Origin of the sequence: Rhizobium sp. BK181 (assembly GCF_014193305.1) — a bacterium.
GTDB lineage: Bacteria > Pseudomonadota > Alphaproteobacteria > Rhizobiales > Rhizobiaceae > Rhizobium.
The window spans coordinates 43,304-66,072 of sequence record NZ_JACHZA010000020.1 but is presented as its reverse complement, the minus strand read 5'-3'; the positions used below and the strand labels follow the sequence as shown (position 1 = coordinate 66,072).

The following is a 22,769-nucleotide window of genomic DNA, read 5'->3' as shown; positions in this document are numbered from 1 at the left end:
CCGGGATGGAGGGGTGGCTCTTCTTTCTTGATATTGGGCGCCTCCACCGCTCGGTCACGGAACACTCAATGCCATATACTCTTCAGGATTCTGTCGCCGCAGGTGGTCTGTTCGTGGGTCGGGTCTGGAACCCTGCAGTCAAGGGCCCATGCGTGGTTTTGCTCCGGGACGGTGAGCTGATCGACATTACGTCAAGGGAAACGCCGACGCTCAGCGCGCTTCTGGACATGCCTGATCCCGCAGCTTTCGTTCGTGCCGCAGTCGGCCCAGTCCTTTGTCGGTTGAAGGATGTCGATGACGCCGGCATTGGCGCCCAGGACACGTCACGAATCCATCTGCTTGCCCCTGCAGACCTCCAGGCCATCAAGGCGTGTGGCGTCACCTTCGCGCAGTCGATGATCGAGCGCGTGATTGAAGAGAAGGCTGCCGGACACCCGGACCGTGCCGCGACGATCCGTGAACGCGTAAGGACCCTCATCGGCGGCAGCCTTGAGAACCTCAAGGCCGGATCGCCTGAAGCCGCCAAGGTCAAGCAGGCCCTCATCGATGAAAGAATGTGGTCCCAGTATCTCGAGGTCGGGATCGGGCCTGACGCCGAAGTCTTCACGAAGTCGCCTGTCCTATCGGCGGTCGGATGGGGCGCCGATGTTGGCTTGCACCCCATCTCGACCTGGAACAACCCCGAGCCGGAGGTCGTCCTGGCCGTCAACAGCCGCGGCGAGATCAAAGGTGCGACACTTGGCAACGACGTCAATCTGCGCGACGTCGAAGGCCGCTCCGCGCTCCTGCTCGGCAAGGCAAAGGACAACAACGCCTCATGCTCGATTGGTCCTTTCATCCGGCTTCTCGACGAGAGTTTTAGCCTTGACGATGTCCGTGCAGCGGAGCTGGACCTCACTGTCACGGGAGCAGACGGATTCATCCTCACCGGCAAGAGTTCGATGTCCAGGATCAGTCGTGATCCAACGGATCTCGTGAGACAGACCTTTGGCGCTCATCATCAGTACCCGGATGGCTTCATGCTGTTCCTCGGGACACTGTTTGCGCCAACGCAGGATCGCGACACGCCAAACCAGGGTTTCACCCACAAGATCGGCGACGTTGTCGAAATCTCTTCAGGCAAGCTCGGCGCGCTGGTGAACACGGTACGGCTGTCGACGGAATGCCCACCATGGACGTTCGGCATTTCGGCGCTCATGGCAAATCTGGCGCAGCGCAAGCTTCTCTAGGGCGCCGCGAGCGGGACAAAGGACCAGCGCCGCCCCCACCATGTACCTGTCCGGGGCGGAGGATTGGCTTATATTGCTTGTTGAGTTGGAGCACTTGTCCGATGCAAAGGATCGCCGTGATACTGATTGGCCTGTCTTTTCTCGCCGGATGTACGGGCGCGAAGGACTTCTCCTCGCCCGGTCTCGCTCCTATCCCCGGGAGCGTGATATACGGTGGACAGCCCCGCACGAAACTGACCAAGTCTCCTCCCGGCTCGACCTTCCCGCATAATTTCATCGATATGTACGGTCAGCGCGTTGAAGAGACCTACATGATCCAGCCCGATAGATCGCTGAAGATCGTTCACCGCGAGATCCGACCGATCCGGTTTCATGATCGATAGGGATCCTCCTATTCCGACCGTGATGTAAACCAGTGGTCGGCCCATCACCCGAAATGGCTGCACGTTGCAGCTGTTCAGGTTGAAGTCACATCGTCGCAAGACAATATTATTCAAGTTGTATGAACTAGCGATTGAATTTGTGGTTCGTCTCATACAAATAACGTGAGTGCGTTGCCGTTTAGTCGGGCGATGAACGCCACACTACCTCGGTATGGAACATTTACAATGAATGCAAAGACACCGAATGCCATCGATAGCTATGTCGGTTCCCGTGTAAGAACGAGAAGGCAACTCATGGGTCTCAGCCAGGAACGGCTGGCGGAGCAGATTGGCGTTACCTTCCAGCAGGTGCAGAAATACGAAAAGGGATTGAACCGGATAGGAGCGAGCCGGCTCCAGAGGATTGCTGACGTCCTGAGCGTATCACCGAGTTTCTTCTTCCAGCAGGACGACTCACAGCCGCTGAACCTTCCAGGGACAGAGATCGGCACGGCAGACCCGGTGGCGGAGTTCCTGGCATCGAAGGATGGCCTGGCGCTCAACCGGGCGTTCTTGAAGATTACCGACACGCAGCTTCGCGAGAAGATTGTCGCCCTGGTGAAGGCGATGGCCCAGGCAGAGGAGCGCCGCGATCGGCCGGTTGATAAATCGAGACCCGGCGAGACGTTTGCCTGATGATCGCAATGTGAATGGCAGGGCGCAGTCGAGCGATACCGATATCAACGATCAATCCCGGCTGATGTCGAAAGCGCGTGCGAACCGACTTCCGCCCTTTCTTCCCAGATCCTGGCAAGCTCGACCAGCGTTGCAACTGCCTTTTCCATGTCCTGCCTGCTGATCCATTCCTTCGGCGAGTGGAAGGCATGTCCGCCGGCAAAGATATTGGGGCACGGCAATCCCATGAAGGAAAGCCTTGAGCCGTCCGTCCCGCCGCGAATACTCCCCCGTACCGGCGTCATACCGGCGCGGCGGATGGCCTCCATCGCATTCTCGACAATCTGGGGATAGCGATCGAGAACCATCTTCATGTTGCGATATTGCTCCTTGATGGCCAAGGTGTGCGAAGAGCCGGGGTAACCAGCCATCACCTCTTTGACGATCCCCTCGAGCAATCGCTCCTTTGCGGCAAGGCCGGACTCTTCGAAGTCCCGGACAATCAGGCTGATTGCGGCCTTTTCCATTGATCCGGTAACGGCGACCGGATGGATGAAGCCATCCCGCCCTTCCGTTGTTTCAGGCGCTGCGTCGCTCGGCAACCGATCGATGATCGCGCCGGCAATCTTGATGGCGTTCTCCATCCTGCCCTTGGCAAAACCCGGGTGAATGGCGACGCCCGATATCGCAATCTCCACGGCATCGGCCGAGAATGTCTCGTCCTCGATGTGTCCGGCAGTTTCGCCATCAACCGTGTAGGCAAACTCGGCGCCCAGCTTGGCAAGGTCGACCCGATCTACACCGCGTCCAATCTCCTCATCCGGCGTGAACAGAAGCTTGATCGTGCCATGCTTCATGTCCGGATTATTTGCAAGGATCTGGGCGGCCGCCACGATCTCGGCAAGCCCGGCCTTGTCGTCGGCTCCAAGCAGTGTCGTGCCATCCGTCGTGACAATGTCGTGGCCAATCTGATCCCGGAGCGCCGGATTTTCGCTAACCCGAATGACCTTTGAGCTGTTTGCGAGCTCGATGTCGCCCCCTTGGTAGTTCTCGTAGATGCGCGGTTTGACATTGGTACCGGTAAAGTCCGGCGCGGTATCCATATGCGAGCAGAAACAGATGACCGGAACAGTCTTTTCAGTATTCGAGGGGATCGTCGCGTAGACGTAGCCATGATCGTCGAGATGCGCATCAACAAGGCCGATCGCGTTGAGTTCATCTACCAGGAGGCGGCCCAGATTCATTTGCTTCGCGGTCGACGGTTGGGTTGGCGAAGCCGGATCAGACTGGGTGTCGATGACAACGTAGCGAAGAAAGCGATCAAGAACGGTATCGGTCATGGGGTATCCATTTTGTGTCGGCCATGGCGTTATAAGCATTGATTGGTCCGGTGAATAGCGGCTCGAATACCGCTAGGCGGACGGGACAAACCCGGTTTCGGGTCGGACCTAAGTCCCTTGGAACTTATGATATGATCCCTAGTTATAGCGCTGTGTCGCAATATTTTAATGATAGGAGAGCGGAATGAGAAAAATTGTCCTGGCTGCAGCCATGGTGGGGGCGTTGGCCTCATGCACGGCCACGGAAAAGGGAACTGCGATCGGCGCGGGCACCGGTGCCGTCATTGGTGGTGCGGTCAGCAACAGCTGGGGAGGTGCCGCAGTCGGCGCCGTCGCTGGCGGCCTAGCCGGTGCGCTAATCGGACATTCGACCGAACGTCGCGGTTATTGTGTGTATCGTGACCGGTACGGCAGAACCTACGAGGCACGCTGCCGATAGACCCCATATGCGAGGACCGTCTTGTCGTAATGCCAGGCGGTCCCGCCATAGACGCGCTAGTGGGTCCCCTGTTGTTTTGCTCTTGCCACGATCTGCGTCGGATTGACGAACTGCAACGCCAGTACAAGCCAGAACAGGGTTGTTACCATGTAGACGACAGCCATCGCATCGATCGATTGGCCGGCTCGGACACCTGACGCGAAAACGGCGTAGTAGAGCGAAACGACAAGGGTCTGTGTCGTTGGCCCGGCAATCAGGAACGTCAGTTCAAACATGGCAATGGTGCGCACCAGCACCAGCAACAAGGCGGCGAGCATTCCGGGCAGCAGGAGTGGCAGCAGGATGCGCAGGAAGAGGCTCGTCGTCCCAGCGCCGAAGACCCGTGCCGCAGCTTCGATCCGCGGATCAATCTGTTCTATGAACGGGATCATGACGAGGACCACGAAGGGGAGCGAGGGTACGATGTTGATCAGCACCACGCCCCAGAAGGTTCCACCGAGGCCAAGCTGATAGAGGACGGTGGCCAGCGGGATGCCGTAGGTCAAGGGCGGGATCAGCAACGGCAGCAGGAACAAAAGCACAACGAGGCGCTTGCCGAAAAAGTCGCGGCGAGCCAATGCATAGGCCGTGGTCACGCCGAGAATTCCCGAGATGATCACGACCGTGAAGACGATCTCGAAGGTGACGAGAACGACACTGGAGAGCTGGAATTCCTTCCAGGCACTGAAGTACCACCGTGTTGTCCAGCCTGCCGGCAGCCATGTGCCGAGCCAGCGCGTCGCGAACGAATTGACGACGACAGCGGCAATCACCGCAAGCAGGTTGAGGACGAAAAGGACGGCAAGTGCCCAGATGGCGAAGCGCCAGATTTTCGATGTGATGCCTTGGTCCCGGATCATGACTAACCTTTCGTGCCGCCGGCCGGGCCGCGATAGAACAGGGAACGGGTCGCCAGGACCGCGAGCACCACCACCAGTTCGACGCCGCCCATGATGAGGGCGATCGCCGACCCCAGAGAATGATCATACTGTTCGAAGGCAGCCTGGTAGGCTGCAATCGAGATTACGCGCGTGGGACCGGCTGGCGCCCCGAGGAGCACGGCAGAGGGAAACACCGCGAAGGCCTGCACGAAGGCAAGGCAGAAAGTTACGGCGAGGCCGGGCACCAGGAGTGGCAGGAAGACACGGAAGAATCGTTGTCGCGGAGTTGCGCCGAGCGTGGCCGCGGCCTGCTCTATTGCGGGATCGATGCCGGTCACGTAGGACAGGGTAAGCAGGAATGCAAATGGAAAACCTGTGATCACAAGCGAGGCGAAAACACCCCAGTAATTGTTGGTCAATTTTACCGGTGAGTCGAGAATGCCGAGGAGCAGCAGCGAGTGATTGAACCAACCCCGGGGCCCGAGAAATGTCAACAAGCCATCTGCAACGAAAACGGTCCCCAGCGTGATCGGCAGGACGAGAATGGTCGTCAGCAGGCGCTGCCTGCGCATGAGACGGACGCGAAGAGCGACCGGCACAGCGAAGGCGAGGTTGATGACCGTGACCGGCAGCGCCAGCCGCATTGTTGCGGCGATGGTCTGGTACTGGAACGGGTCACCGAAGAACTTCGCGTAGTTCGCATACCAGGCGCCTTCCTTCGGCATGAGGGAGTCTAAAAGGCCATAGAAGAACGGATAGACGAACAGCGCGACCATGAACAACAGCCCAGGCAGCAGAAGCAGCGTCGTGCCATCGAGACCGCGGGCGGCAAGCCGTGTTTGCAGCGTCGGCCTGCTCATTTGCCTGCTCCGGCAAAAATCAGAGCTCGTCCGACGGCAGGCTGCAATCGGGTGGCTGCGCCGCGAGGCAACGGTTCGTCCGCCCGGAAATAGAGCTCCTTACCATCGGCCGCCCGTGCCATCCCGAAGAAGGCGCGACCCCGATATTCCATGCTGCTGACGGTTGCGGCGATTCCATCGCCGCCTGTCGCGACTAGATCCTCGGGGCGGACAGACAAGATGGCCGCGTCCCCGACACGCAGGGGCGACCGCAGCGTGCCGACAACCCGGGCGCCGGCGACCTCGATCTCGGCCTGCTCGGCCGAAACGCGCGTAACTCGGCCCGCCACACGCGTCCGGAAGCCCATGAAATCCGCGACCTCGACGTTGGCCGGGCGTTGGTAGAGATCCTGCGGTGTGCCGATCTGCTCAATGTTGCCCTGGCTCATGACGACAATGCGGTCGGCGAGCGACAAGGCCTCATCCTGGTCATGCGTCACATAGATGGTGGTGGAGCCGATCTGGTCGTGGATACCCCGTATCTCGGCGCGCATTTCGAGCCGCAATTTGGCATCGAGGTTCGAGAGTGGCTCGTCCATCAACACGATCGGAGGTCGTATGACAATGGCGCGTGCGATCGCCACGCGCTGCTGCTGGCCGCCCGAGAGCTGGCCGGGCAACTTGTCGGCCTGACTTTCGAGGCGCACCAGCGCCAGCGCTTCGCGGATGCGGCGGTCGGCGTCCGCGCCTTTGATGCCTTGCATCGCAAGGCCAAATCCGACGTTCTTCGAAACGCTCATGTGGGGAAACAGGGCATAGCTCTGGAACACCATTCCAAAACCGCGGCGCTCCGGCTCGAGCTGGTCGATACGTGCCCCGCCAAGCCGGATTTCGCCTCCGGAGAGGGCCAACAGACCAGCGATGCAGTTCAGTGCGGTCGACTTTCCGCAACCAGATGGGCCGAGCAGGGCAACAAACTCTCCTGGTTCGATGGCAAGCTCGATGCCATTAAGGGCGTTGAACGCGCCGAATGTTCGCCGCATCCCGTCGAGTTCAAGACGTGCGTTCTTGCGCGTCGGTGCGGTGTTCGTAACCGAGGTCAAACCACTCTCCATCTGAAGAATAAGGCTGCCGGCCCGTCGCTCCGGGCCGGCCATTTCCGGGATCAGCCCTTCTTGGCGCCGATCTTCTCGTCCCAGATGCGGAAGGCCTCCACCAGCTGCTTCGGCTCGAGGGGAACTTCCAGCGGATTGTTGGCGATCCAGTCGGCATATTCCGGCCGGCCGAATTCCTTGATCGTGTCCTGGCTTTCCTGTGGCGCCATCTCCAGGGTGACGTCCTTGACCGCCGGGCCCGGATAGAAATAGCCGGCGTCGTAGGCAATCGCCTGCTGCTTGGGCTGCAGGATGTAATTCAGGACATCTATGACAACACCGACCTTCTCGTCCGACACGCCCTTCGGAATGACAGCGTAATGGGCATCGGTCACCCAGTGGAAGCCATCGAGCTTCTGGACCTTGGCTTCGGCCGGTACGATGCCAAGTGCGCGTGGATTTATGTCCCAGCCGGTCGTCGAAACGACGATGTCGCGGGTACCCTCGCCCAGCTCCTTCATCACCTGGCCGGTTCCGGTCGGATAATATTCGATGTGTTCGCCAAGCGCGGCCAGATAGTCCCACGTTTTCGCCCAACCCTTGGCGGGATCGCGCGGGTCTTTATCGCCTAGAAGATAGGGCAGTCCCATGAGAAAGGTGCGGCCAGGACCGGAATTTGCTGGTCTGGCGTAGATGAAGCGGTTCTTGTTCGCCTTTGCCCAGTCAAGCAGTTCCTGTGCCGATTTCGGCGGCGTCGGCACCTTGTCGGGCATGTATTCGATCAGGGGGCCGGAGGGGTAATAGGTAATGACGATGCCCTGGTCCTTCGCAAGACCCTGCATCTTGAAGGCCTGCGGCTGCAGGATCTGTTCGAGGTTCGGAAGCTCCGATTTGTGCGCAGCGAGATCGATCCACAGACCCTGGTCAAGACCAGCAGAAAGCGCGTCGGTTCCCGTCAGGACGAGATCGATATCGACCTTGCCTGCTGCCTGCTGAGCCTTGATCTTTCCAGGCAGCTCAGGGGCTGGCGCCTTGGTGAAGGCGAAGCTGGAGACCCAATCGGCCTTCTCGGCGGCATAGGCCTCGAACATGCCTTGCGTCAGCGCCAGATTGCCGGCGACGTCAGCGATGGTGATGGTGACTGGGCCTGCCGGCTTTTTTGCCTGGGCGAAGGCCTTCAATGGCAACATGGTTGCTGCGAAGGCACTTGTTGCCGTGCAAACAAATGTTCTGCGGGTAATGTTCATTCTGTTTCTCCTCCTCTTGTTACCGGACGCCGCGGCACGAAGCGGTGCTTCCCGTGCCGTTCAATGCGTGGGACCGGGGCCGTCTTATTCAGATGCGCAAAACCTCCTGGAGTGAATGCGGGCAGCACCGGTCCTCCTCGGTGTGCCTTGGCAGTCGCATCAAATTGATATACTAGTATTCGCGGGCAAGTCAACGTCAGGACGTTTCATGCAGGCAGCAGTTGTTTCCATTCCGGCGGCCATAGGTTCGGGAGCCGAGAGGTCTGCGAAGCTGCGTCGCGCAACGACCGCCGATGCAATCTTCGAGCGACTTTACAGCGACATTCTCGCGCTGCGCATGCCTCCCGGAATGGTGTTGCAGGAAAAGAAGATCGCAGAGGAATTCAACGTCAGCCGCACCCCGGTCCGGGAAGCATTGCTGCGCCTGTCCGAGGGAGGGCTCGTGGATATCTACCCGCAGTCGGGCACGGTGGTGTCGCGGGTTCCGGTCGCTGCAATTCCCGAGGCCGTGGTGGTGCGCAAATCGCTTGAAGGAACAACGGTGGAACGCGCAGCCGAAGTGGCGACACCGGCAGATATCGCGCGGCTCGACACCGTCATTTCGAGGCAGAGGTCACTTGCTGCCCTCAACGACACATCGGCATTTCACGAGGAGGACGAGGCCTTTCATGAGGCAATCGCCGGCATTGCGGGCTATCCAGGCATCTGGGGGATCCTCAAGACGGTGAAGGTCCAGATTGACAGAGCACGCCGCCTGACATTGCCGGTGCTCGGCCGCATGGACAACGTCGTCTACGAACATGGCCTCATTCGCGACGCGATCGCCGCTCACGACGCCGCAGCGGCTCGAGCCGCCATGTTGCACCACCTGAGCGCTGTCATACCCGATGTCGCCGAGCTTCGCGTCCGATATCCGGATTATTTCTGCTGAGATGATCAGCAGCGCTGCTACCTGAACAAGAAAAGGAGGAGGAAGACATGCGCCAGGGATGGAGGTGGTTCGGGCCTGAGGCGCCGGTGACACTCGACGAGGTTCGTCAAACCGGGGCAACCAACATCGTATCATCGCTGCATCAGGTCCCGATCGGCGAAGCCTGGACCGAAGCTGGCGTGCGTGAGCGCCAGAGCATGATCGAGACGACCCCACCCGGGCGATCGACGCTGACATGGTCGGTCGTCGAAAGCATTCCCATTCCCGACGCCGTCAAGCGCAACGGCGGCCGCGCCAAGTCAGAGATCGAGGCGTGGATCGCAAGCCTGGAAGCGGTTGCAGCCTGTGGCATCCCGATCGTCTGTTACAACTTCATGCCCGTCGTTGACTGGACGCGCACGGACCTTGATCACGTCATCGAAACCGGTGCGACAGCCATGCGGTTCGATCATGAGAAATTTGCTGCCTTCGATCTTTTCGTGCTGAAGCGCGCAGGCGCCGAAAAGCAATACTCTAAAGACGACAAGGCACGCGCCGCTGAGGTGTTCAAATCCATGGACGAAGTCGAGGTTGCGGAGATCACGCGGATCATCACCTCCGCGCTGCCTGGCTCCACGACAGAGCCGCTGACCATCCCTGCGTTCCGCGACAAGCTCGCCGCCTATGCCGGGATTGATGCGGATCGGTTGCGCCAACACCTCATCGAATTCCTGCAGGCGGTAACACCGGTCGCCGAAGCCCGGGGAGTGAAGCTGACGCTGCATCCCGATGATCCACCCCGCTCACTCTTCGGCCTGCCGCGCATCGCGTCGACGGAACAGGACTATGCGGCACTCTTCGACGCAGTTCCATCAGCCGCCAACGGCATGTGCTACTGTACTGGCAGTCTTGGTGTGCGTGCAGACAACGACCTGCCGGCGATCGCCCGGCGCTTCGCATCGAGGATTCACTTTGCGCATTTGCGTGCGACGAAGCGGGAAGGCGACGGAAGGACATTTCACGAGAGTGCGCACCTGGAGGGCGACGTCGATATGGTTGCGGTCCTCAGGGAGCTTGTTGCAGAAGACCGGCGCCGCAGTCCGAGCCAGTCGATTGTCTTCCGCTCAGACCACGGACACAGGATGCTCGACGATCTGAACAAAAATGTCACGCCTGGCTATCCGGCAATTGGACGGATGCGCGGCCTCGCCGAGCTTCGCGGCATATTGTATGCCTTGGACGCAAGGCCGGACTGACAGATATCACCACCTGCTCGCGCGCATCCCTGGGACCAAACATTGGGGATAGCGGGCGGACCATCCCGGCCAGGCTCGGCCGGGATGGGAGATCCACTATCGGGAACAAACTTGCGCACAAACCATTTCTCTTCCTGCAGAGAGGAGAAAACGATGACGTATGACCCCAATGATCCCGTTCGAAACCCCGATCCCAATCCGGATCTGCGCACCGTGCCCGTGCGTCGAAAAGGCCCCTCATGGCTCGGATGGGTTGTGGCTGCCGCGGTGATTCTCGTCGCAGCCTTTGCGATCACCGAATGGTTTGATCGCCCTGGCACTGACCCGAATCCGACGGCCTCAACGACCCAGACCGAGCCGGTGAAGCCGCCGGTAGCGCCTGCCCCGGCTGCACCATCCAGTGAACCTGCAGCACCGGCACCGGCAAATCCGTCGACGAGCGGCACCACGCAGCCGTAAGTCGCAGGAATACGGCAACTCGCATTAGAGGACCCGTGCCCCGGAAAGCGCTGACTTTCCGGGGTCTTTCGTCTTTTGAGGGCAGTCCTTAGGATCTTAGCCAGCACACCGCTTGACGAGATCCCGCCGCTTCGCTTCGATAGGAAGGCGCGAGGCGGGATTCTTTCACAATGACAGCACTCTCTACCGGATGCATCATCGCCCTGCTTCTGGCGTCGGGCGCACTCGTCGGTGCGCTGATCAGCCGTCGCCTTCCCAACCATCACCTTTCGACGGAGTCCAAGGAGGCCATCAAGCTTGCGACTGCGATCGTTGGAACTCTCGCGGCCCTCGCGCTCGGCTTTCTGGTCGCGTCTGCGAAGACGACATTTGATGACGCCGAAACCGAACTCAGGGAATCGGCTGCAAGGCTGGTCCTCCTGGATCGCGTCCTGGCGCAGTATGGTCCAGGGCTTGTCGAGGTTCGAAAGCAGCTCTCGGCCCTCGTTTCGGCTCGCATTGAGCGCAGTTTCGAAGGGGGAAAGCGGACCGCGATCGCCAGTTCACCCGAGGACGACCCTGGTATCGAACCGGTTCAGAGGGCATTGAGAGCATTGACGCCTGACGATGAGGTCAAGCGCCTTCTCAAGAACCGGGCGCTTGATATCAGTGGCGCCATAGCAGAGTCCCATTGGCTGGTCCTTGAAACAGGCGAGGACGGTCTGCCGGGCGCATTTCTCGTCGTGCTGACGTTCTGGCTGATCGTGATCTTTTTCACGTTTGGCCTGCTATCGCCCTTCAACGGAACGGTCATATCGATCGTCGTGGTCTGTGCGATATCCGTGGGCGGAGCGATCTTCATCGTCAACGACATGGCCCACCCCTATGGAGGGCTAATATCGGTATCGGACGAGTCTCTGCGAATTGCCCTGTCACGCATGGGTCGCAACTGAGCCGTTTATGAAACGGTTCAAGGCGCGGCGCGCTCAGTGTGTTGCGGCGCGCTTCCTCGAGGCTGCAAGTATATAGTCGTCCGCAATGTCGGCGATCGCCATGGCGATTTCGGTCGGCGTGAAATCCAAAACCTTGTCACCCTTGATGATCTGGTAGACGGCCTCTTCCAGTTTTTCCCGGCAGGCAGAAAGCCTGTCCGCATGATTGACCTCTATGGCTCGTAGTTGCATGCTCTTTCTCCCGCCAATCGGGCGCACGCGATGTGCGCTTTACGCTGAAATGAGTTGAGCAAGGCGCCCGGACCTCAACTTACCCTAGCCATGACCATAATCAGAAAAAAAGGAAGCGCTTGTGAAATCGACGTGACACCAGCATAGATAGAGTCGCGAACTGTATATCACCACCGATCGGTGTCGGTTGGCCGCGTTCTGTTGGTCGTTCCCACGTTTTGAAGCAGAGTAGGGACGCGACATTCACGCCTTTTACAAGAAATTGTGGCAATAGCATTTCGGTTCTTGAATAAATTTACTCTCGGTTGTATTTTTCGGCAAAATTCATATAATGCTAGTCTGACACGAGCAACGGGGATTGTCATGAAGGCCAAAACTCCAAACGCCATTGACGCCTATGTTGGTGATCGGGTCAGGCAGCGGCGAAAGCTTCTTGGCCTCAGCCAGGTCAGTCTTTCGGAATCACTCGGCATCACGTTCCAGCAGCTCCAAAAATACGAAAAGGGCGTCAATCGTATCGGCGCCAGTCGTCTGCAGCGGATCTCGGAAGTCCTCGGAGTTCCGATCGGCTTTTTTTTCGAGGAAGGCAATGACCGTGGCATGGGACAGCACCTCAGCCCGCATGCAGACGAGGTGGCAAGCTTCATCGCATCGAAGGAAGGCCTTGCCCTCACGCGGGCCTTCATCGCGATCGACGATCCGAATATCCGCCGCACCCTGCTCGCACTCGCAAGAAGCCTCGGCGCATCACAGGCCGCCGCTGACGAGCCCGAAAGTTGGGACCGAGTGGACAATCTGAGAGGATAGTCCGTGCTGTATCTCCGGACCTTCGGCGAATTGCGCATGACCGATGGTACGGGCAATGCCTTGGCATATCCCGCAAAGGCATTGCTGACGATAGCCTATCTTTTTACCTGCACCGATCATACGCTGACGCGTCAGGAGATTGCCGCCTTTCTCTGGTCTGACGCGGAGCCGGATCAGGCGGGTCTCAACCTCAGGAAGCTGATTTCACGCATACGCCAGATCGATGAAAGCGATAGGGCACCACTCGAAATCACGCAATCGGCTGTCCGGTTGCGAACCGGAGTGCTGAGCGCCGACCTGCAGGTATTCGACGAGCTTCGGCCACCGATGGAGAAACTCAAGGCGGTCAGCGAACTACTTCAGCGTGATTTCGCCGGCAGCGTGAGATCGGTCAACAAGGCCATCGACAACTGGATCGCAAGGCAAGAGGAAATCCATCTGAGCAAGATGCGCCAGGTGCTCTTGGAGGCAGCCGGCTCTGCTACCAGCACTGAGGATTCGCGCACTATATCTGGAGCAGCCGTCCAGATCCTCGAACAGAATCCGACCGATGAGCCGGTTCGTGCAATCCTGCAATCACTTCCCGGAATTGCAGCGAGCCGTCAGCAGCCGGCAATGCCATCATTTCGAGCGATGGCTGAGGCCAGCTCCCCAACGGCTTACGGCGATCCGCCGGACCAGCGTGGGCTTGGCCGGCTGCCGCGGTTGGTGCTACTTCCCCCGACATCGCAGGGAGGCATTGGCGGGCTTCAGCTTGCCGCTGCGCTTGTCGAGGATGTGACGATCGAGTTATGTGCACTGCGCAACCTTTCCATCGTCGCTCCCCACACCGCAGAGCAGATCCGTCGCGATTCCGACAAGGCGGCCATCATCGCGCGCCACTCGATCTCCTATCTCCTCGACACGCGACACTCAGGTGAAGGACTTTATGCCCAGCTCGTCTTTTTCCCGACCGACGAAATTATCTGGGCGATGCGATTTCCGATGGACGCGGCAACGTTGCCGACCCAGCGGCGTCTGATCGCACAACACCTGGCATCCTCTGTTGCTGATGAACTTGCCAGGAACGAGCAAGGCCGGTTGAGCCTGGAAGCCAATCCGCAGGCCTATCATGCCTACCTCGTTGGTGCGAGCCTCATTGGGAAATTGACGTTGCCCCACATCCGAAGGGCCCGGTCAGCCTTCAAGGAGGCGTTGAAATACAACCACGGTTTCGCCCCGGCATTCACGGGCCTGGCCCGAAGCTATACCAGCGAGTGGCTGGTGACTGCTCAGGGCAATTCGGAGCTTCTGAACCTCGCCGAGCAGAACGCAGTCAAGTCCATCGAGTATGATGAGATTTCTGCCGGGGGGTTTCGCGAGCTCGGCGTGACAAAGCTCTATCTCGGGGACGTCGATGAGAGCGTCGCTGCGCTCAGCCACGCAGAGAATTTGAGCCCCCACTTCGCCGATGTGATCTACAGCCATGCCGATACGCTGGTCCATGCCTCCCGACCGGGGGACGCACTGGAAAAGATCAAGAAGGCGATCGCGCTTAATCCGCTGGCGCCGGACAGCTACCTCTGGTGTGCCGCCGGGGCGAGCTACTTTCTCGAGCAGTACGAGGATGCGGTTGCCTACGTCGAAGCGATGAAGGACAAGACACCGGCCCATCGCATCGCGGCTGCAAGCTTGGCAATGATGGGCGATCGCAGGCGGGCACATGTCTACCGACAGCGTGCTGCGGCTCTCAATCCGGTGTTCGACGTCGAAAAGTGGCTATCCGTCGTGCCGTTCAAGGAGCAATGGCAGAAGGATCTCTACCGTGAGGGTCTCTTGAAGGCGGGATTTTAACGGGCTTATCAACTGGAGAGGGAATGTCATGACAAAGGCAGTTGTGTTCGGCGTCGAAGGAGACGACACGCTCTATATTGCGGATCTGGAAGCGGGGACGGTGAAAGCACTGGATTCTGCCCCTGGCGACCTGGGCAAAATAGCAGCAATGAGGAAGGGCGGCGTCAAGGTCGTCAAGAAGGTGGATTTCGCTGTGGCGGTTTCTTCGGCGAAGGCAGCCTTCTCCGGTCACGTGGAGCCTTGAGTTCTGGTCCTGTCTGATCGTGCGCGTTACACCGACCGTACCGTTGCGGCCAGCGAGACGCTGTTGCGCACCGTTCCGCTCCTGGCGGGCTTTGGCATCACACGTGTGGCGCGGCACACCGGACTAGACTTCATCGGCCTTCCCGTGTGGTGCGCCTACATTCCAAACGGTCGGTCGATTGCCATCAGCCAGGGCAAGGGGCTGACCGACGAGGACGCCAGGGTGTCGGCCATCATGGAGGCGCTGGAGCGGGTTGTGGCGAACGCCCCGTCTGTTTCAGTGCGCCGTGCATCGGCGAGGAAATTGAAGGCCGAGGGTCTGGCGTTCGATTCCCTTCCCTCCCTGATTGGTCGCCATCAGCAGGAAATCCAACCAGACGAGGAGGTCGACTGGGGGCTTGGCGCTGATCTGTTGGCCGACAGGGGGGTCTACGTCCCGGTCGATGCGGCGGTGCTAGACAGAACGCGACACAATCGCTTCTGGATGTCATCCGACGGGCTCGCGTCCGGCAATACGCCTGAGGAAGCCATCCTGCATGGCCTACTCGAGCGGATCGAACGGGACGCCTATTGTCTTTGGCAGGTTGGAAGCGAGGAGGATCGGCTTGCAAGTTGTCTCGATGCCGCCTGCATCGGAGACCCCGTTCTGGACGGACTGCTTGCGACCATCGAAACAGCGGGACTTGATATCAGGCTGTTCGATATGACGACCGACATCGGGGTTCCCTGCGTCACGGCAGTCATGGGTGCGCGTGAACCGCACCGTCAAGGCGCGCGCTTTGTCGAAGTCACCGGTGGCAGCGGCGCCCACCTTTTTATGGCAAGGGCGGCGATCAGGGCCGTTACCGAGGCTGTCCAGTCCAGAATGACCTACATCAGCGGCGCCCGGGACGACATTCCGGCCGAGCTGTTTCGCACGCCGGCTCCCGCCGAGACCTTGCGCCTCCTGGATGCCGTTCCGCTTGGCCGCGACAGCCTCGCCCCTTTTTGCCCGGGCAACGTCACGGACCACCTCCGCGTGGTGCTCGATATCTTGCGTTCTCATGACGTCGGTCCGGCGATTGCCTTGTCGCTCGCGCCGCCGTCCCTTCCCTTCCATGTGGTCAAGGTCTTCATGCCAGCGCTCGAGAACCCCGAGGGGGCGCGTGCACACCTTTACGGTCCGCGTGCGCTTGCAAAGGCAATTTGCTCATGAGGGTCGTGTTCGTCGGGCCGAGCCTGCCTGCGAATGCACACCCCATGGCGACCGACATCCTTTTCCGCCCGCCGGCGGTTCAGGGCGACGTGCTTGCGGCCGTCCGCAGCGGGGCACAGGTCATCGGTATTGTCGATGGAGGGTTCGAATACACCGCCCCGGTGCTGCACAAGGAAATCCTCTATGCCCTCTCGCACCGGGTTCATGTCTTCGGAGCGGCAAGCATGGGAGCGCTTCGGGCAGCCGAGTGCAGGACCTTCGGCATGGTTGGGATCGGCCGGATCTATGAAGAATATGTGTCCGGCGCAATCGTTGACGACGCCGACGTAGCACTGCTGCACGGGCCATCCGAGCTCGGCTACCGGCCACTCACCGTCCCGATGGTCAATGTCAGGGCGACACTCGATGCCATCGAGGTTTGCGGCGAACTTGATCCGGCCCACCGTCTGGAAATCGAGCGCGCTGCGTCAGTGACGTTCTTCAAGAAAAGGACATGGAAGACGGTTCTTGAGAATGCAAACATGACCAATGCGGAAAGAAGGGCCTTGTTGCCTGTCCTCATTTCACGGGAGGTCGATCAGAAAGCAGCTGATGCGGGCGCGCTTGTAAGGGCGGTCAAGGATGCGGATCTCGAGGCATCGCCACACGCACCGCAATGGATTTTCAACAACACGCTGCCGTTATGGAACGGTGAATAGTCACTCGCTACGGCACAATGCAACAAGAACGTGTGTCACGGGTTTTTCACGGGCCTTTTGCGCGTGCCGCGACTAATCTCCATCCTGTTCGAGGGAGAGCAGAGATGAGTGCGACATCAGAATGCCGGACGATCGGTTTGCGGAGCGATGAGCGGTCCTCCGACGAGTTGGACGAACTCGTCGCGCTGGCCCGGATGATCGCCTTCGCCAAGGGCGCTGCGGAGGATATCGATCTTTCCGGGGCAATGCATTGCCTTGGCATGGCATTGAATGAGGTTCTGCGCGAGATCGGCGACGGTTCGCATGATGGATTGGCGGATGCGATAGCCACCAAGGGCTCGATCTGCCTGAACTGATAACGATGAGGGGACGTTGGGGGAGAGGCCGGCGCATGTTGCGCCGGCCTATTTCAATTTCTTGGAATAGACACAGAGCTTTTCGGAGTGCTCGTAGTCATTGCTCTTGTAGTACTCCGCAACCCCGCCGGTGCTGCGGGAGACGAGCCAGACAAAAACGAACCCAAGAATACGGGCTTCTGCTTCCAGATGGTTCAATAGGCGCGAACCGATGCCTGCGCGCTGGTGCTTCGGCCTTATTGCTATCTCGGCAATATGGATACCCCGTCCCATGACGGAGGTGTGAGGAAGTCCGAAGGCAAAACCGATCGGCTGTGTTCCATCGAATGCCGCCACGGCCAGGCATTTGGGTGTCGTCGTCAGTTCGTCGATCCGCGAAACTGCGTTGTCGATCGTCCACTCTTCATGCCAGGGATGCTTGGCGTAGGCTTCCACAATTATATCCGCGCTTTCCAGCGCCTCTTGCCTGGTCATGCGTCTATAAACAATCGGCATACACCCACTGTCACCGTCAGCGTGGTTTACGCTACTGGTGCCTTCCTGTTCACTCTACCCCGGAAACCTTAGACCATAGGCCGCGCGCTGTGTGTCGTGACTTCGCCGTGACACTCGTTTTGCGCGAGATCAAACAATGAAATCATTGGATAAGTTCCAGACCGTCGCCACGGATGCACCCTTTGTATATGGGGCATTGGCACTTTTTTCCTCGCGAGATCGCGGTCTGCGTTGATACCAAAGGAAAGCCCCGTAATCTGTTCGCCAGGCCCCATACGTGTGCCTTGAAGCGACCTGCCAAGCATTCGGCCATCCCTACCTTCTCTCCTTCAAGCCCATCACCGATGGAATGGCGACCGGTGCCCTTAAGAACTGATCCATTTTCAGATCGCAGGAAGACCTCAAGCCGCTTACATTGCATCAACGCCTCGAGCGCACGGGCGTCCGCGACGCGGAATGGAATACCGGCGCTCGCGCGCAATGCTCGGGCCCGCTGCTGGTCCATTCGAGCTCGAGCTTCACGCCAATTGGCGCAAGTACGGGCAGGTCAGCCTCCTCGAGGATACCATGCCCGACAAGGCAGCGGCGGGGTTGTTCACGTTCGAGGACAAGAGCTGGCGAATCTCAAGGGCGTGAACGGCGTCACCGCGTCAACTCCTTACGGTTTCGGAGGGGGCAGCAGCTTTAGCCCCGCCCCCAGCTACGCCAGCCAAGCCGACACAGGTCATGTGGCGCAATATTGCGACACATGACCCACTGCAATCACGGCAGTCCAAAACACAACCGGGCGGCCGAGAATTGCCAAAGCGGCGGCTTTGAGCCAAGCTGCAATAAGAATTGGTTGGAGGAGCCAATGCACGAACTCGCCGCTCATGCAGAGCACGTCTATACCTCAGCTCAAAGGGATTCTGCCGCCGCGAACTCGTCTGTCGTTGCGTCATGGCGGCGATGTATCGCCATGCACAGGCTCTCGCCCGAACAAATGCGACCGCCGATCCGTGTTAGTGAGCATGAGCTCCAAGAGGCCCGTGATGCTTCGCAAAGCCTGATTGGAGATGCTTCGGTCGAACTCGATCGGCTGTTCGCGACAGTTGGCAAGAGCGGTTGCTGCCTGATCTTGAGTGACCATAAAGGGGTTGCGCTGGAACGCCGCGGCATCGCGGGGGATGACAGGCACTTCCATGAACTTGGACTGTGGCCCGGGTCCATCTGGACCGAAGCCAGCATCGGTACGAACGGGATCGGGACTGCGATCGCGGATGACAGGCCCGTCACCATTTTGCGGGATCAGCATTTCTTCAGCTCCAACATCAGCCTGAGTTGCACGACTGCACCGATTCGCGATCACCGCGGACAATTGGCTGCTGCGCTGGACATCTCGTCATGCCGCGACGACGTAAACGAGGTTACACTGGGTATTCTCGCACAGATGGTTCGCGACGCGGCGTTGCGTATCGAAGTCAATCTGTTCCGGAGCGCTTTTCCAGGTGCCCGCTTCCTTGTCGTTCCGACGGCTGGCAATCCGACCGCGGCGCTCCTTGCCGTCGACCGCCATGATCTCGTCCTTGGCGCGACGCGGGCTGCGCGACTGGCCCTTAAGCTGGACGACAGGCGTCTTTCCGCGGGACTGCCCGCGGCCGATGCACTGCAGGAACAGAACCCGGCACCAAACCAGGACCTCGTCGACGCCGAGCGCGCGGCATTGTTGCGTGCCCTGTCCCGTACAAGCGGAAACGTCTCCCAGGCAGCCGTTGCACTCGGCATGAGCCGGTCGACGCTGCACCGGAAAATGAAAAGACTTAACCTGCATTGATGGCGCCAGCGCCGCGCTGTCGCAGGAGTGCTACACAGTGCACTGCGGTATCCCTTGGCGGCGCTTTCACACGCCGCAAAACTCGCGCAGGCTTCCTCTCACCGGTTCACTCCAGAACCTGGACCTTTGAAGGGAGGATGACATGCTGCATCAGAAGATCGTCGAGTCGCCATTCAGGACGAGTTACGGCAACTTCATAGGGGGCGAGTGGCGCGAGCCTATCGAAGGACGCTATTTCGACAACGTCACCCCTGTCACCGGAGGCAAGCTTTGCGAGGTGGCGCGTTCGAGCGAACTCGACGTCAATGCCGCACTCGACGCCGCACATGCCGCCAGGCCGGGTTGGGCACGGACATCGGCGACCGAGCGATCCAATATCCTGATGAAGATCGCTCAGCGAATGGAAGACAAACTCGAGCTTCTGGCGCGAGCCGAGACGTGGGACAATGGCAAACCGATCCGCGAGACAATGGCGGCTGACATTCCGCTGGCTATCGACCACTTCAGATACTTTGCCTCCTGCATCCGCGCGCAGGAAGGCTCTATCGGCGAGATCGACCACGATACGGTTGCCTACCATTTTCACGAGCCGCTCGGCGTTGTTGGCCAGATCATACCCTGGAATTTTCCGATCCTGATGGCGGCGTGGAAACTCGCTCCCGCTCTTGCTGCCGGCAATTGCGTGGTCATCAAGCCAGCCGAACAGACCCCTGCATCCCTGCTCGTCTGGGCAGAGCTCGTCGGTGACCTGTTGCCTCCGGGCGTGCTCAACATTGTCAACGGGTTCGGCCTGGAGGCTGGAAAGCCGCTGGCCTCCAGTCCTCGCATCGCAAAGATCGCCTTTACCGGCGAAACGACGACGGGCCGACTGGTCATGCAATATGCGAGCCAGAACCTTATCCCGGTGACGCTTGAACTTGGCGGCAAATCGCCGAACATCTTCTTTGCCGATGTGATGAGTGAAGAGGACGATTTCCTGGATAAGGCACTCGAAGGCTTTGCTATGTTCGCGCTGAACCAGGGGGAGGTCTGCACGTGCCCCAGTCGCGCTCTGGTTCAGGAATCGATCTACGACCGTTTCATGGAGAAAGCCGTCAGGCGCGTCGAAGCCATCAGACAGGGAAATCCCCTGGACCAAGCGACGATGATCGGAGCCCAAGCCTCGAACGAGCAACTCGAGAAAATCCTTGCCTACCTGGATATTGGCAAGCAGGAGGGCGCCGAGGTCCTCGCAGGTGGATCGCGCAATGAACTCGGCGGTGAGCTCGCCAACGGCTACTACGTGAAGCCCACCATCTTCAGGGGGCATAACAAGATGCGCATCTTTCAGGAGGAAATCTTCGGGCCGGTCGTTGCTGTTACCACGTTCAAGGATGAGGCCGAGGCACTGGAGATTGCCAACGATACACTCTACGGGCTCGGTGCCGGCGTCTGGAGCCGTGACGCCAATCGTTGCTACCGGTTTGGCCGCAATATCGAGGCCGGACGGGTATGGACGAATTGCTATCACGCCTATCCTGCCCACGCCGCCTTCGGTGGCTACAAGCAGTCAGGCATCGGTCGCGAAACCCACAAGATGATGCTCGATCATTACCAGCAAACGAAAAACATGCTGGTGAGCTACAGCCCAAAGGCGCTCGGTTTCTTTTGAGGTCACTCCTGCGGCGAATGGCCCGCTCCACTGAAGGAGCGGGCCGGAACAAGGAGGAGAAGGATGGAATTGAGCATGAAGGATGAGCCCCGTGTCATCGCGACGGACAACGCGATAGCATTTATTAAGGAGATCCGGCGGGATCATCCGGATATTCTGTTTCATCAGTCGGGCGGTTGTTGCGATGGCTCGTCGCCAATGTGCTACCCGTCGGGTGATTTCGTCGTCGGCGACCACGACATCAAGCTGGGGGAGATTGCCGGGGTCCCTGTCTATATCAGCGCCACCCAGTTCGAGGCGTGGAAGCACACGCAGCTGATCATAGACGTCGTTCCCGGTCGTGGCGGAATGTTCTCACTCGACAATGGACGGGAGAGGCGGTTCCTGACCCGGTCACGTCTTCTTGGGCGCACCCCGTGACGAGACGACCCGATCGCAGATTGCTGCTCTGGTCGACCGGATTGCGGGAACCGTCCATCAGACGACCGGAAACGGCGCCCGGGCGCAAGCGTGGAGCCGTTTTCCGGGCCGTATCATTTTGTTCAGCCCGCACGCGCCCGGTGAATTGATGATTTGCTCGCCCGTCGTTCCACCTGGTCCTTCCTCATCGCTCCCGGCACGTCGACTTGCGCGTGCCCGGGAAAGCATAGTGAAAATGTCTGACAATCGGAATAATCAATCCGGCCCGCGATATGAACTGAAACTGTATTTTCCGCGGCCTCTTGATATTTCGAAGAAGGGGTGCCATTTACCGCTCACCGCCCGTATCGACGGCCTGCAGACCTGCCCGCTGAGGCTGGTCGCGTTTGCTGTCCGGGAAAGAAAAGGCGCTCCCCGATCGGGTTGAGCGCCTTTTTCTTTTTGACATCCGCCACGGTTCGCCCGAAACAGGTAGGCCTCGACGGAGAAGCCTGCAAATGAACGACAATGTTATCCAATTCCGACGTCCAAAGCCGCCAAGGCCACCAAGGCCGCGTTTGCGGAAGCTTGCCATAGCAGCCGGCGTGCTTGCCCTGCTTGTCGCCGCCTGGGGGTACTTCACGCTTTTCGGTGCGCCGACCTGATCGACGACATCGGCGCCGCGGCTCGGGACAGCTCGGCGCGGTTCCTTGGGAACGTTCTTTTTCGTCGGGACTTTTCTCGGTGTCTTTCTCGTCACAGCATTGCGCTGTTCACTGCGTGCATCGTGCATGAGCATGTCCGGATGCGGCGGGATTCAGCCAGAATACCACTGCGCCAGAAATGTGCATCGACACCGAGAGAAGCTGATGAAATCGTCTGAACTCGACAATGTGGACCGCAAGATCCTTCAACTGCTGCAGGTGGATGGCTCCCTCAGCCACGCGGCGCTCGCGGAGCGCGTGGGTGCCTCCGCTGCCTCCTGCTGGCGTCGGATCAAGGCGCTCGAGGCATCCGGAATGCTTGGACCAACCGTCAGGCTTGTCAGCCCCGAGGCGGTCGGCCGCGGCCTGACCGTGTTCTGCCAGGTTCGCATGAAGTCGCATGATCCGGCCGCGAGGAGCGACTTCGAGCGTTTTGCCGAAAGTCACCAGGAAGTCCTCGAATGCTACTCGATGTCAGGAGACTGGGACTATCTCTTGCGTGTCGCTGTCGCTGACGTAAAGGACTACGAGCGCTTGCTCATGAAAGGCATACTGACACACCATGCGGTGGCAACGTCATCGTCGCATTTCGCGTTGAAACGGGTCAAATATTCGACGTCTGTCCCGGTTTGAAATGTGCAA

General features: G+C 59.4%; 27 protein-coding genes. 20 read left to right on the top strand and 7 right to left on the bottom strand.

Going from position 1 to position 22,769, the window contains the following annotated elements; translation table 11 throughout:
• Positions 1–68: 68 nt before the first annotated feature.
• The 3 genes from FHT77_RS27110 (at position 69) to FHT77_RS27100 (ending at position 2,287) form a co-directional block, all read left to right on the top strand.
• Complete coding sequence (locus tag FHT77_RS27110; RefSeq protein ID WP_183758172.1) at positions 69–1,229, top strand: fumarylacetoacetate hydrolase family protein; 1,161 nt, start codon at positions 69–71, stop codon at positions 1,227–1,229.
• A gap of 101 nt (positions 1,230–1,330) precedes the next feature.
• The gene (locus tag FHT77_RS27105) at positions 1,331–1,612 is read left to right on the top strand and encodes a hypothetical protein (protein WP_183758170.1); all 282 of its coding nucleotides are present in this window, start codon (positions 1,331–1,333) and stop codon (positions 1,610–1,612) included.
• 225 nt (positions 1,613–1,837) lie between these two features.
• Entirely contained in the window at positions 1,838–2,287 is a 450-nt protein-coding gene (locus FHT77_RS27100; protein WP_183758168.1) for a helix-turn-helix domain-containing protein, read from the top strand.
• A gap of 44 nt (positions 2,288–2,331) precedes the next feature.
• On the opposite strand, the gene pepT is transcribed toward FHT77_RS27100, so the two are convergent.
• Positions 2,332–3,606: a peptidase T gene (gene pepT / locus FHT77_RS27095; RefSeq protein WP_183758167.1), complete on the bottom strand. Its 1,275-nt coding sequence runs from the start codon at positions 3,604–3,606 to the stop codon at positions 2,332–2,334.
• Positions 3,607–3,790: 184 nt separating this feature from the next.
• Here pepT and FHT77_RS27090 point away from each other — a divergent pair, with 184 nt between their 5' ends.
• The gene (locus FHT77_RS27090) at positions 3,791–4,045 is read left to right on the top strand and encodes a YMGG-like glycine zipper-containing protein (RefSeq protein ID WP_183758165.1); all 255 of its coding nucleotides are present in this window, start codon (positions 3,791–3,793) and stop codon (positions 4,043–4,045) included.
• A gap of 56 nt (positions 4,046–4,101) precedes the next feature.
• On the opposite strand, the gene FHT77_RS27085 is transcribed toward FHT77_RS27090, so the two are convergent.
• The 4 genes from FHT77_RS27085 to FHT77_RS27070 are packed head-to-tail and all read right to left on the bottom strand — an operon-like array spanning position 4,102 to position 8,145.
• Positions 4,102–4,944 carry an ABC transporter permease gene (locus FHT77_RS27085; RefSeq protein ID WP_183758163.1) on the bottom strand — a complete coding sequence of 281 codons (843 nt, stop codon included), beginning with the start codon at positions 4,942–4,944 and terminating at the stop codon, positions 4,102–4,104.
• A gap of 2 nt (positions 4,945–4,946) precedes the next feature.
• A complete protein-coding gene (locus FHT77_RS27080) occupies positions 4,947–5,825 on the bottom strand; it encodes an ABC transporter permease (protein ID WP_183758161.1) in 879 nt (292 codons plus the stop codon).
• Positions 5,822–6,919 (bottom strand): ABC transporter ATP-binding protein, encoded by a 1,098-nt coding sequence (locus FHT77_RS27075; protein ID WP_183758213.1) that lies wholly within the window; start codon positions 6,917–6,919, stop codon positions 5,822–5,824. Before FHT77_RS27075 ends, FHT77_RS27080 begins: the two co-directional genes overlap by 4 nt.
• 50 nt (positions 6,920–6,969) lie before the next feature.
• Positions 6,970–8,145: an extracellular solute-binding protein gene (locus FHT77_RS27070; RefSeq protein ID WP_183758159.1), complete on the bottom strand. Its 1,176-nt coding sequence runs from the start codon at positions 8,143–8,145 to the stop codon at positions 6,970–6,972.
• 208 nt (positions 8,146–8,353) lie between these two features.
• Between FHT77_RS27070 and FHT77_RS27065 the strand changes: the two genes are divergently transcribed.
• From FHT77_RS27065 to FHT77_RS27050, 4 genes are all read left to right on the top strand, one after another.
• The gene (locus tag FHT77_RS27065) at positions 8,354–9,076 is read left to right on the top strand and encodes a GntR family transcriptional regulator (protein WP_183758157.1); all 723 of its coding nucleotides are present in this window, start codon (positions 8,354–8,356) and stop codon (positions 9,074–9,076) included.
• Between the two features lie 47 nt (positions 9,077–9,123).
• Entirely contained in the window at positions 9,124–10,311 is a 1,188-nt protein-coding gene (gene uxuA, locus FHT77_RS27060; RefSeq protein WP_183758155.1) for a mannonate dehydratase, read from the top strand.
• Positions 10,312–10,464: 153 nt separating this feature from the next.
• Positions 10,465–10,770: a hypothetical protein gene (locus FHT77_RS27055; RefSeq protein WP_183758154.1), complete on the top strand. Its 306-nt coding sequence runs from the start codon at positions 10,465–10,467 to the stop codon at positions 10,768–10,770.
• Between the two features lie 170 nt (positions 10,771–10,940).
• Complete coding sequence (locus tag FHT77_RS27050) at positions 10,941–11,702, top strand: DUF4239 domain-containing protein (protein ID WP_183758152.1); 762 nt, start codon at positions 10,941–10,943, stop codon at positions 11,700–11,702.
• A gap of 33 nt (positions 11,703–11,735) precedes the next feature.
• Here the strand turns inward: FHT77_RS27050 and FHT77_RS27045 are convergent, their stop codons facing one another.
• Positions 11,736–11,933 carry a hypothetical protein gene (locus FHT77_RS27045; RefSeq protein ID WP_183758150.1) on the bottom strand — a complete coding sequence of 66 codons (198 nt, stop codon included), beginning with the start codon at positions 11,931–11,933 and terminating at the stop codon, positions 11,736–11,738.
• A gap of 363 nt (positions 11,934–12,296) precedes the next feature.
• Between FHT77_RS27045 and FHT77_RS27040 the strand changes: the two genes are divergently transcribed.
• From FHT77_RS27040 to FHT77_RS27015, 6 genes are all read left to right on the top strand, one after another.
• Positions 12,297–12,740: a helix-turn-helix domain-containing protein gene (locus FHT77_RS27040; RefSeq protein ID WP_183758148.1), complete on the top strand. Its 444-nt coding sequence runs from the start codon at positions 12,297–12,299 to the stop codon at positions 12,738–12,740.
• A 3-nt stretch (positions 12,741–12,743) separates the two neighbouring features.
• Entirely contained in the window at positions 12,744–14,573 is a 1,830-nt protein-coding gene (locus tag FHT77_RS27035) for a peptide antibiotic resistance protein (RefSeq protein WP_183758146.1), read from the top strand.
• A gap of 28 nt (positions 14,574–14,601) precedes the next feature.
• Positions 14,602–14,817 (top strand): hypothetical protein, encoded by a 216-nt coding sequence (locus FHT77_RS27030; protein WP_183758144.1) that lies wholly within the window; start codon positions 14,602–14,604, stop codon positions 14,815–14,817.
• A gap of 9 nt (positions 14,818–14,826) precedes the next feature.
• Entirely contained in the window at positions 14,827–16,011 is a 1,185-nt protein-coding gene (locus FHT77_RS27025) for a YcaO-like family protein (RefSeq protein WP_183758211.1), read from the top strand.
• Complete coding sequence (locus FHT77_RS27020) at positions 16,008–16,709, top strand: TfuA-like protein (protein ID WP_183758142.1); 702 nt, start codon at positions 16,008–16,010, stop codon at positions 16,707–16,709. The genes FHT77_RS27025 and FHT77_RS27020 overlap by 4 nt, the downstream gene beginning before the upstream one ends.
• A 104-nt stretch (positions 16,710–16,813) precedes the next feature.
• Positions 16,814–17,065 carry a hypothetical protein gene (locus tag FHT77_RS27015; protein WP_183758140.1) on the top strand — a complete coding sequence of 84 codons (252 nt, stop codon included), beginning with the start codon at positions 16,814–16,816 and terminating at the stop codon, positions 17,063–17,065.
• Positions 17,066–17,113: 48 nt separating this feature from the next.
• Here the strand turns inward: FHT77_RS27015 and FHT77_RS27010 are convergent, their stop codons facing one another.
• Complete coding sequence (locus FHT77_RS27010) at positions 17,114–17,500, bottom strand: GNAT family N-acetyltransferase (protein WP_259131284.1); 387 nt, start codon at positions 17,498–17,500, stop codon at positions 17,114–17,116.
• A 516-nt stretch (positions 17,501–18,016) separates the two neighbouring features.
• Between FHT77_RS27010 and FHT77_RS27005 the strand changes: the two genes are divergently transcribed.
• The 6 genes from FHT77_RS27005 to FHT77_RS26980 all read left to right on the top strand — a co-directional run bounded on the left by FHT77_RS27005 (position 18,017) and on the right by FHT77_RS26980 (position 22,760).
• Complete coding sequence (locus tag FHT77_RS27005; protein ID WP_183758136.1) at positions 18,017–18,196, top strand: hypothetical protein; 180 nt, start codon at positions 18,017–18,019, stop codon at positions 18,194–18,196.
• Between the two features lie 217 nt (positions 18,197–18,413).
• Positions 18,414–19,373: a helix-turn-helix domain-containing protein gene (locus FHT77_RS27000; RefSeq protein WP_183758134.1), complete on the top strand. Its 960-nt coding sequence runs from the start codon at positions 18,414–18,416 to the stop codon at positions 19,371–19,373.
• Between the two features lie 142 nt (positions 19,374–19,515).
• Positions 19,516–21,024: an aldehyde dehydrogenase gene (gene adh, locus FHT77_RS26995; protein ID WP_183758132.1), complete on the top strand. Its 1,509-nt coding sequence runs from the start codon at positions 19,516–19,518 to the stop codon at positions 21,022–21,024.
• 63 nt (positions 21,025–21,087) lie between these two features.
• Positions 21,088–21,444: a DUF779 domain-containing protein gene (locus FHT77_RS26990; RefSeq protein WP_183758130.1), complete on the top strand. Its 357-nt coding sequence runs from the start codon at positions 21,088–21,090 to the stop codon at positions 21,442–21,444.
• 497 nt (positions 21,445–21,941) lie between these two features.
• The gene (locus tag FHT77_RS26985; RefSeq protein ID WP_183758128.1) at positions 21,942–22,088 is read left to right on the top strand and encodes a hypothetical protein; all 147 of its coding nucleotides are present in this window, start codon (positions 21,942–21,944) and stop codon (positions 22,086–22,088) included.
• 204 nt (positions 22,089–22,292) lie between these two features.
• Positions 22,293–22,760 carry an Lrp/AsnC family transcriptional regulator gene (locus FHT77_RS26980; protein WP_183758127.1) on the top strand — a complete coding sequence of 156 codons (468 nt, stop codon included), beginning with the start codon at positions 22,293–22,295 and terminating at the stop codon, positions 22,758–22,760.
• Positions 22,761–22,769: the final 9 nt, after the last annotated feature.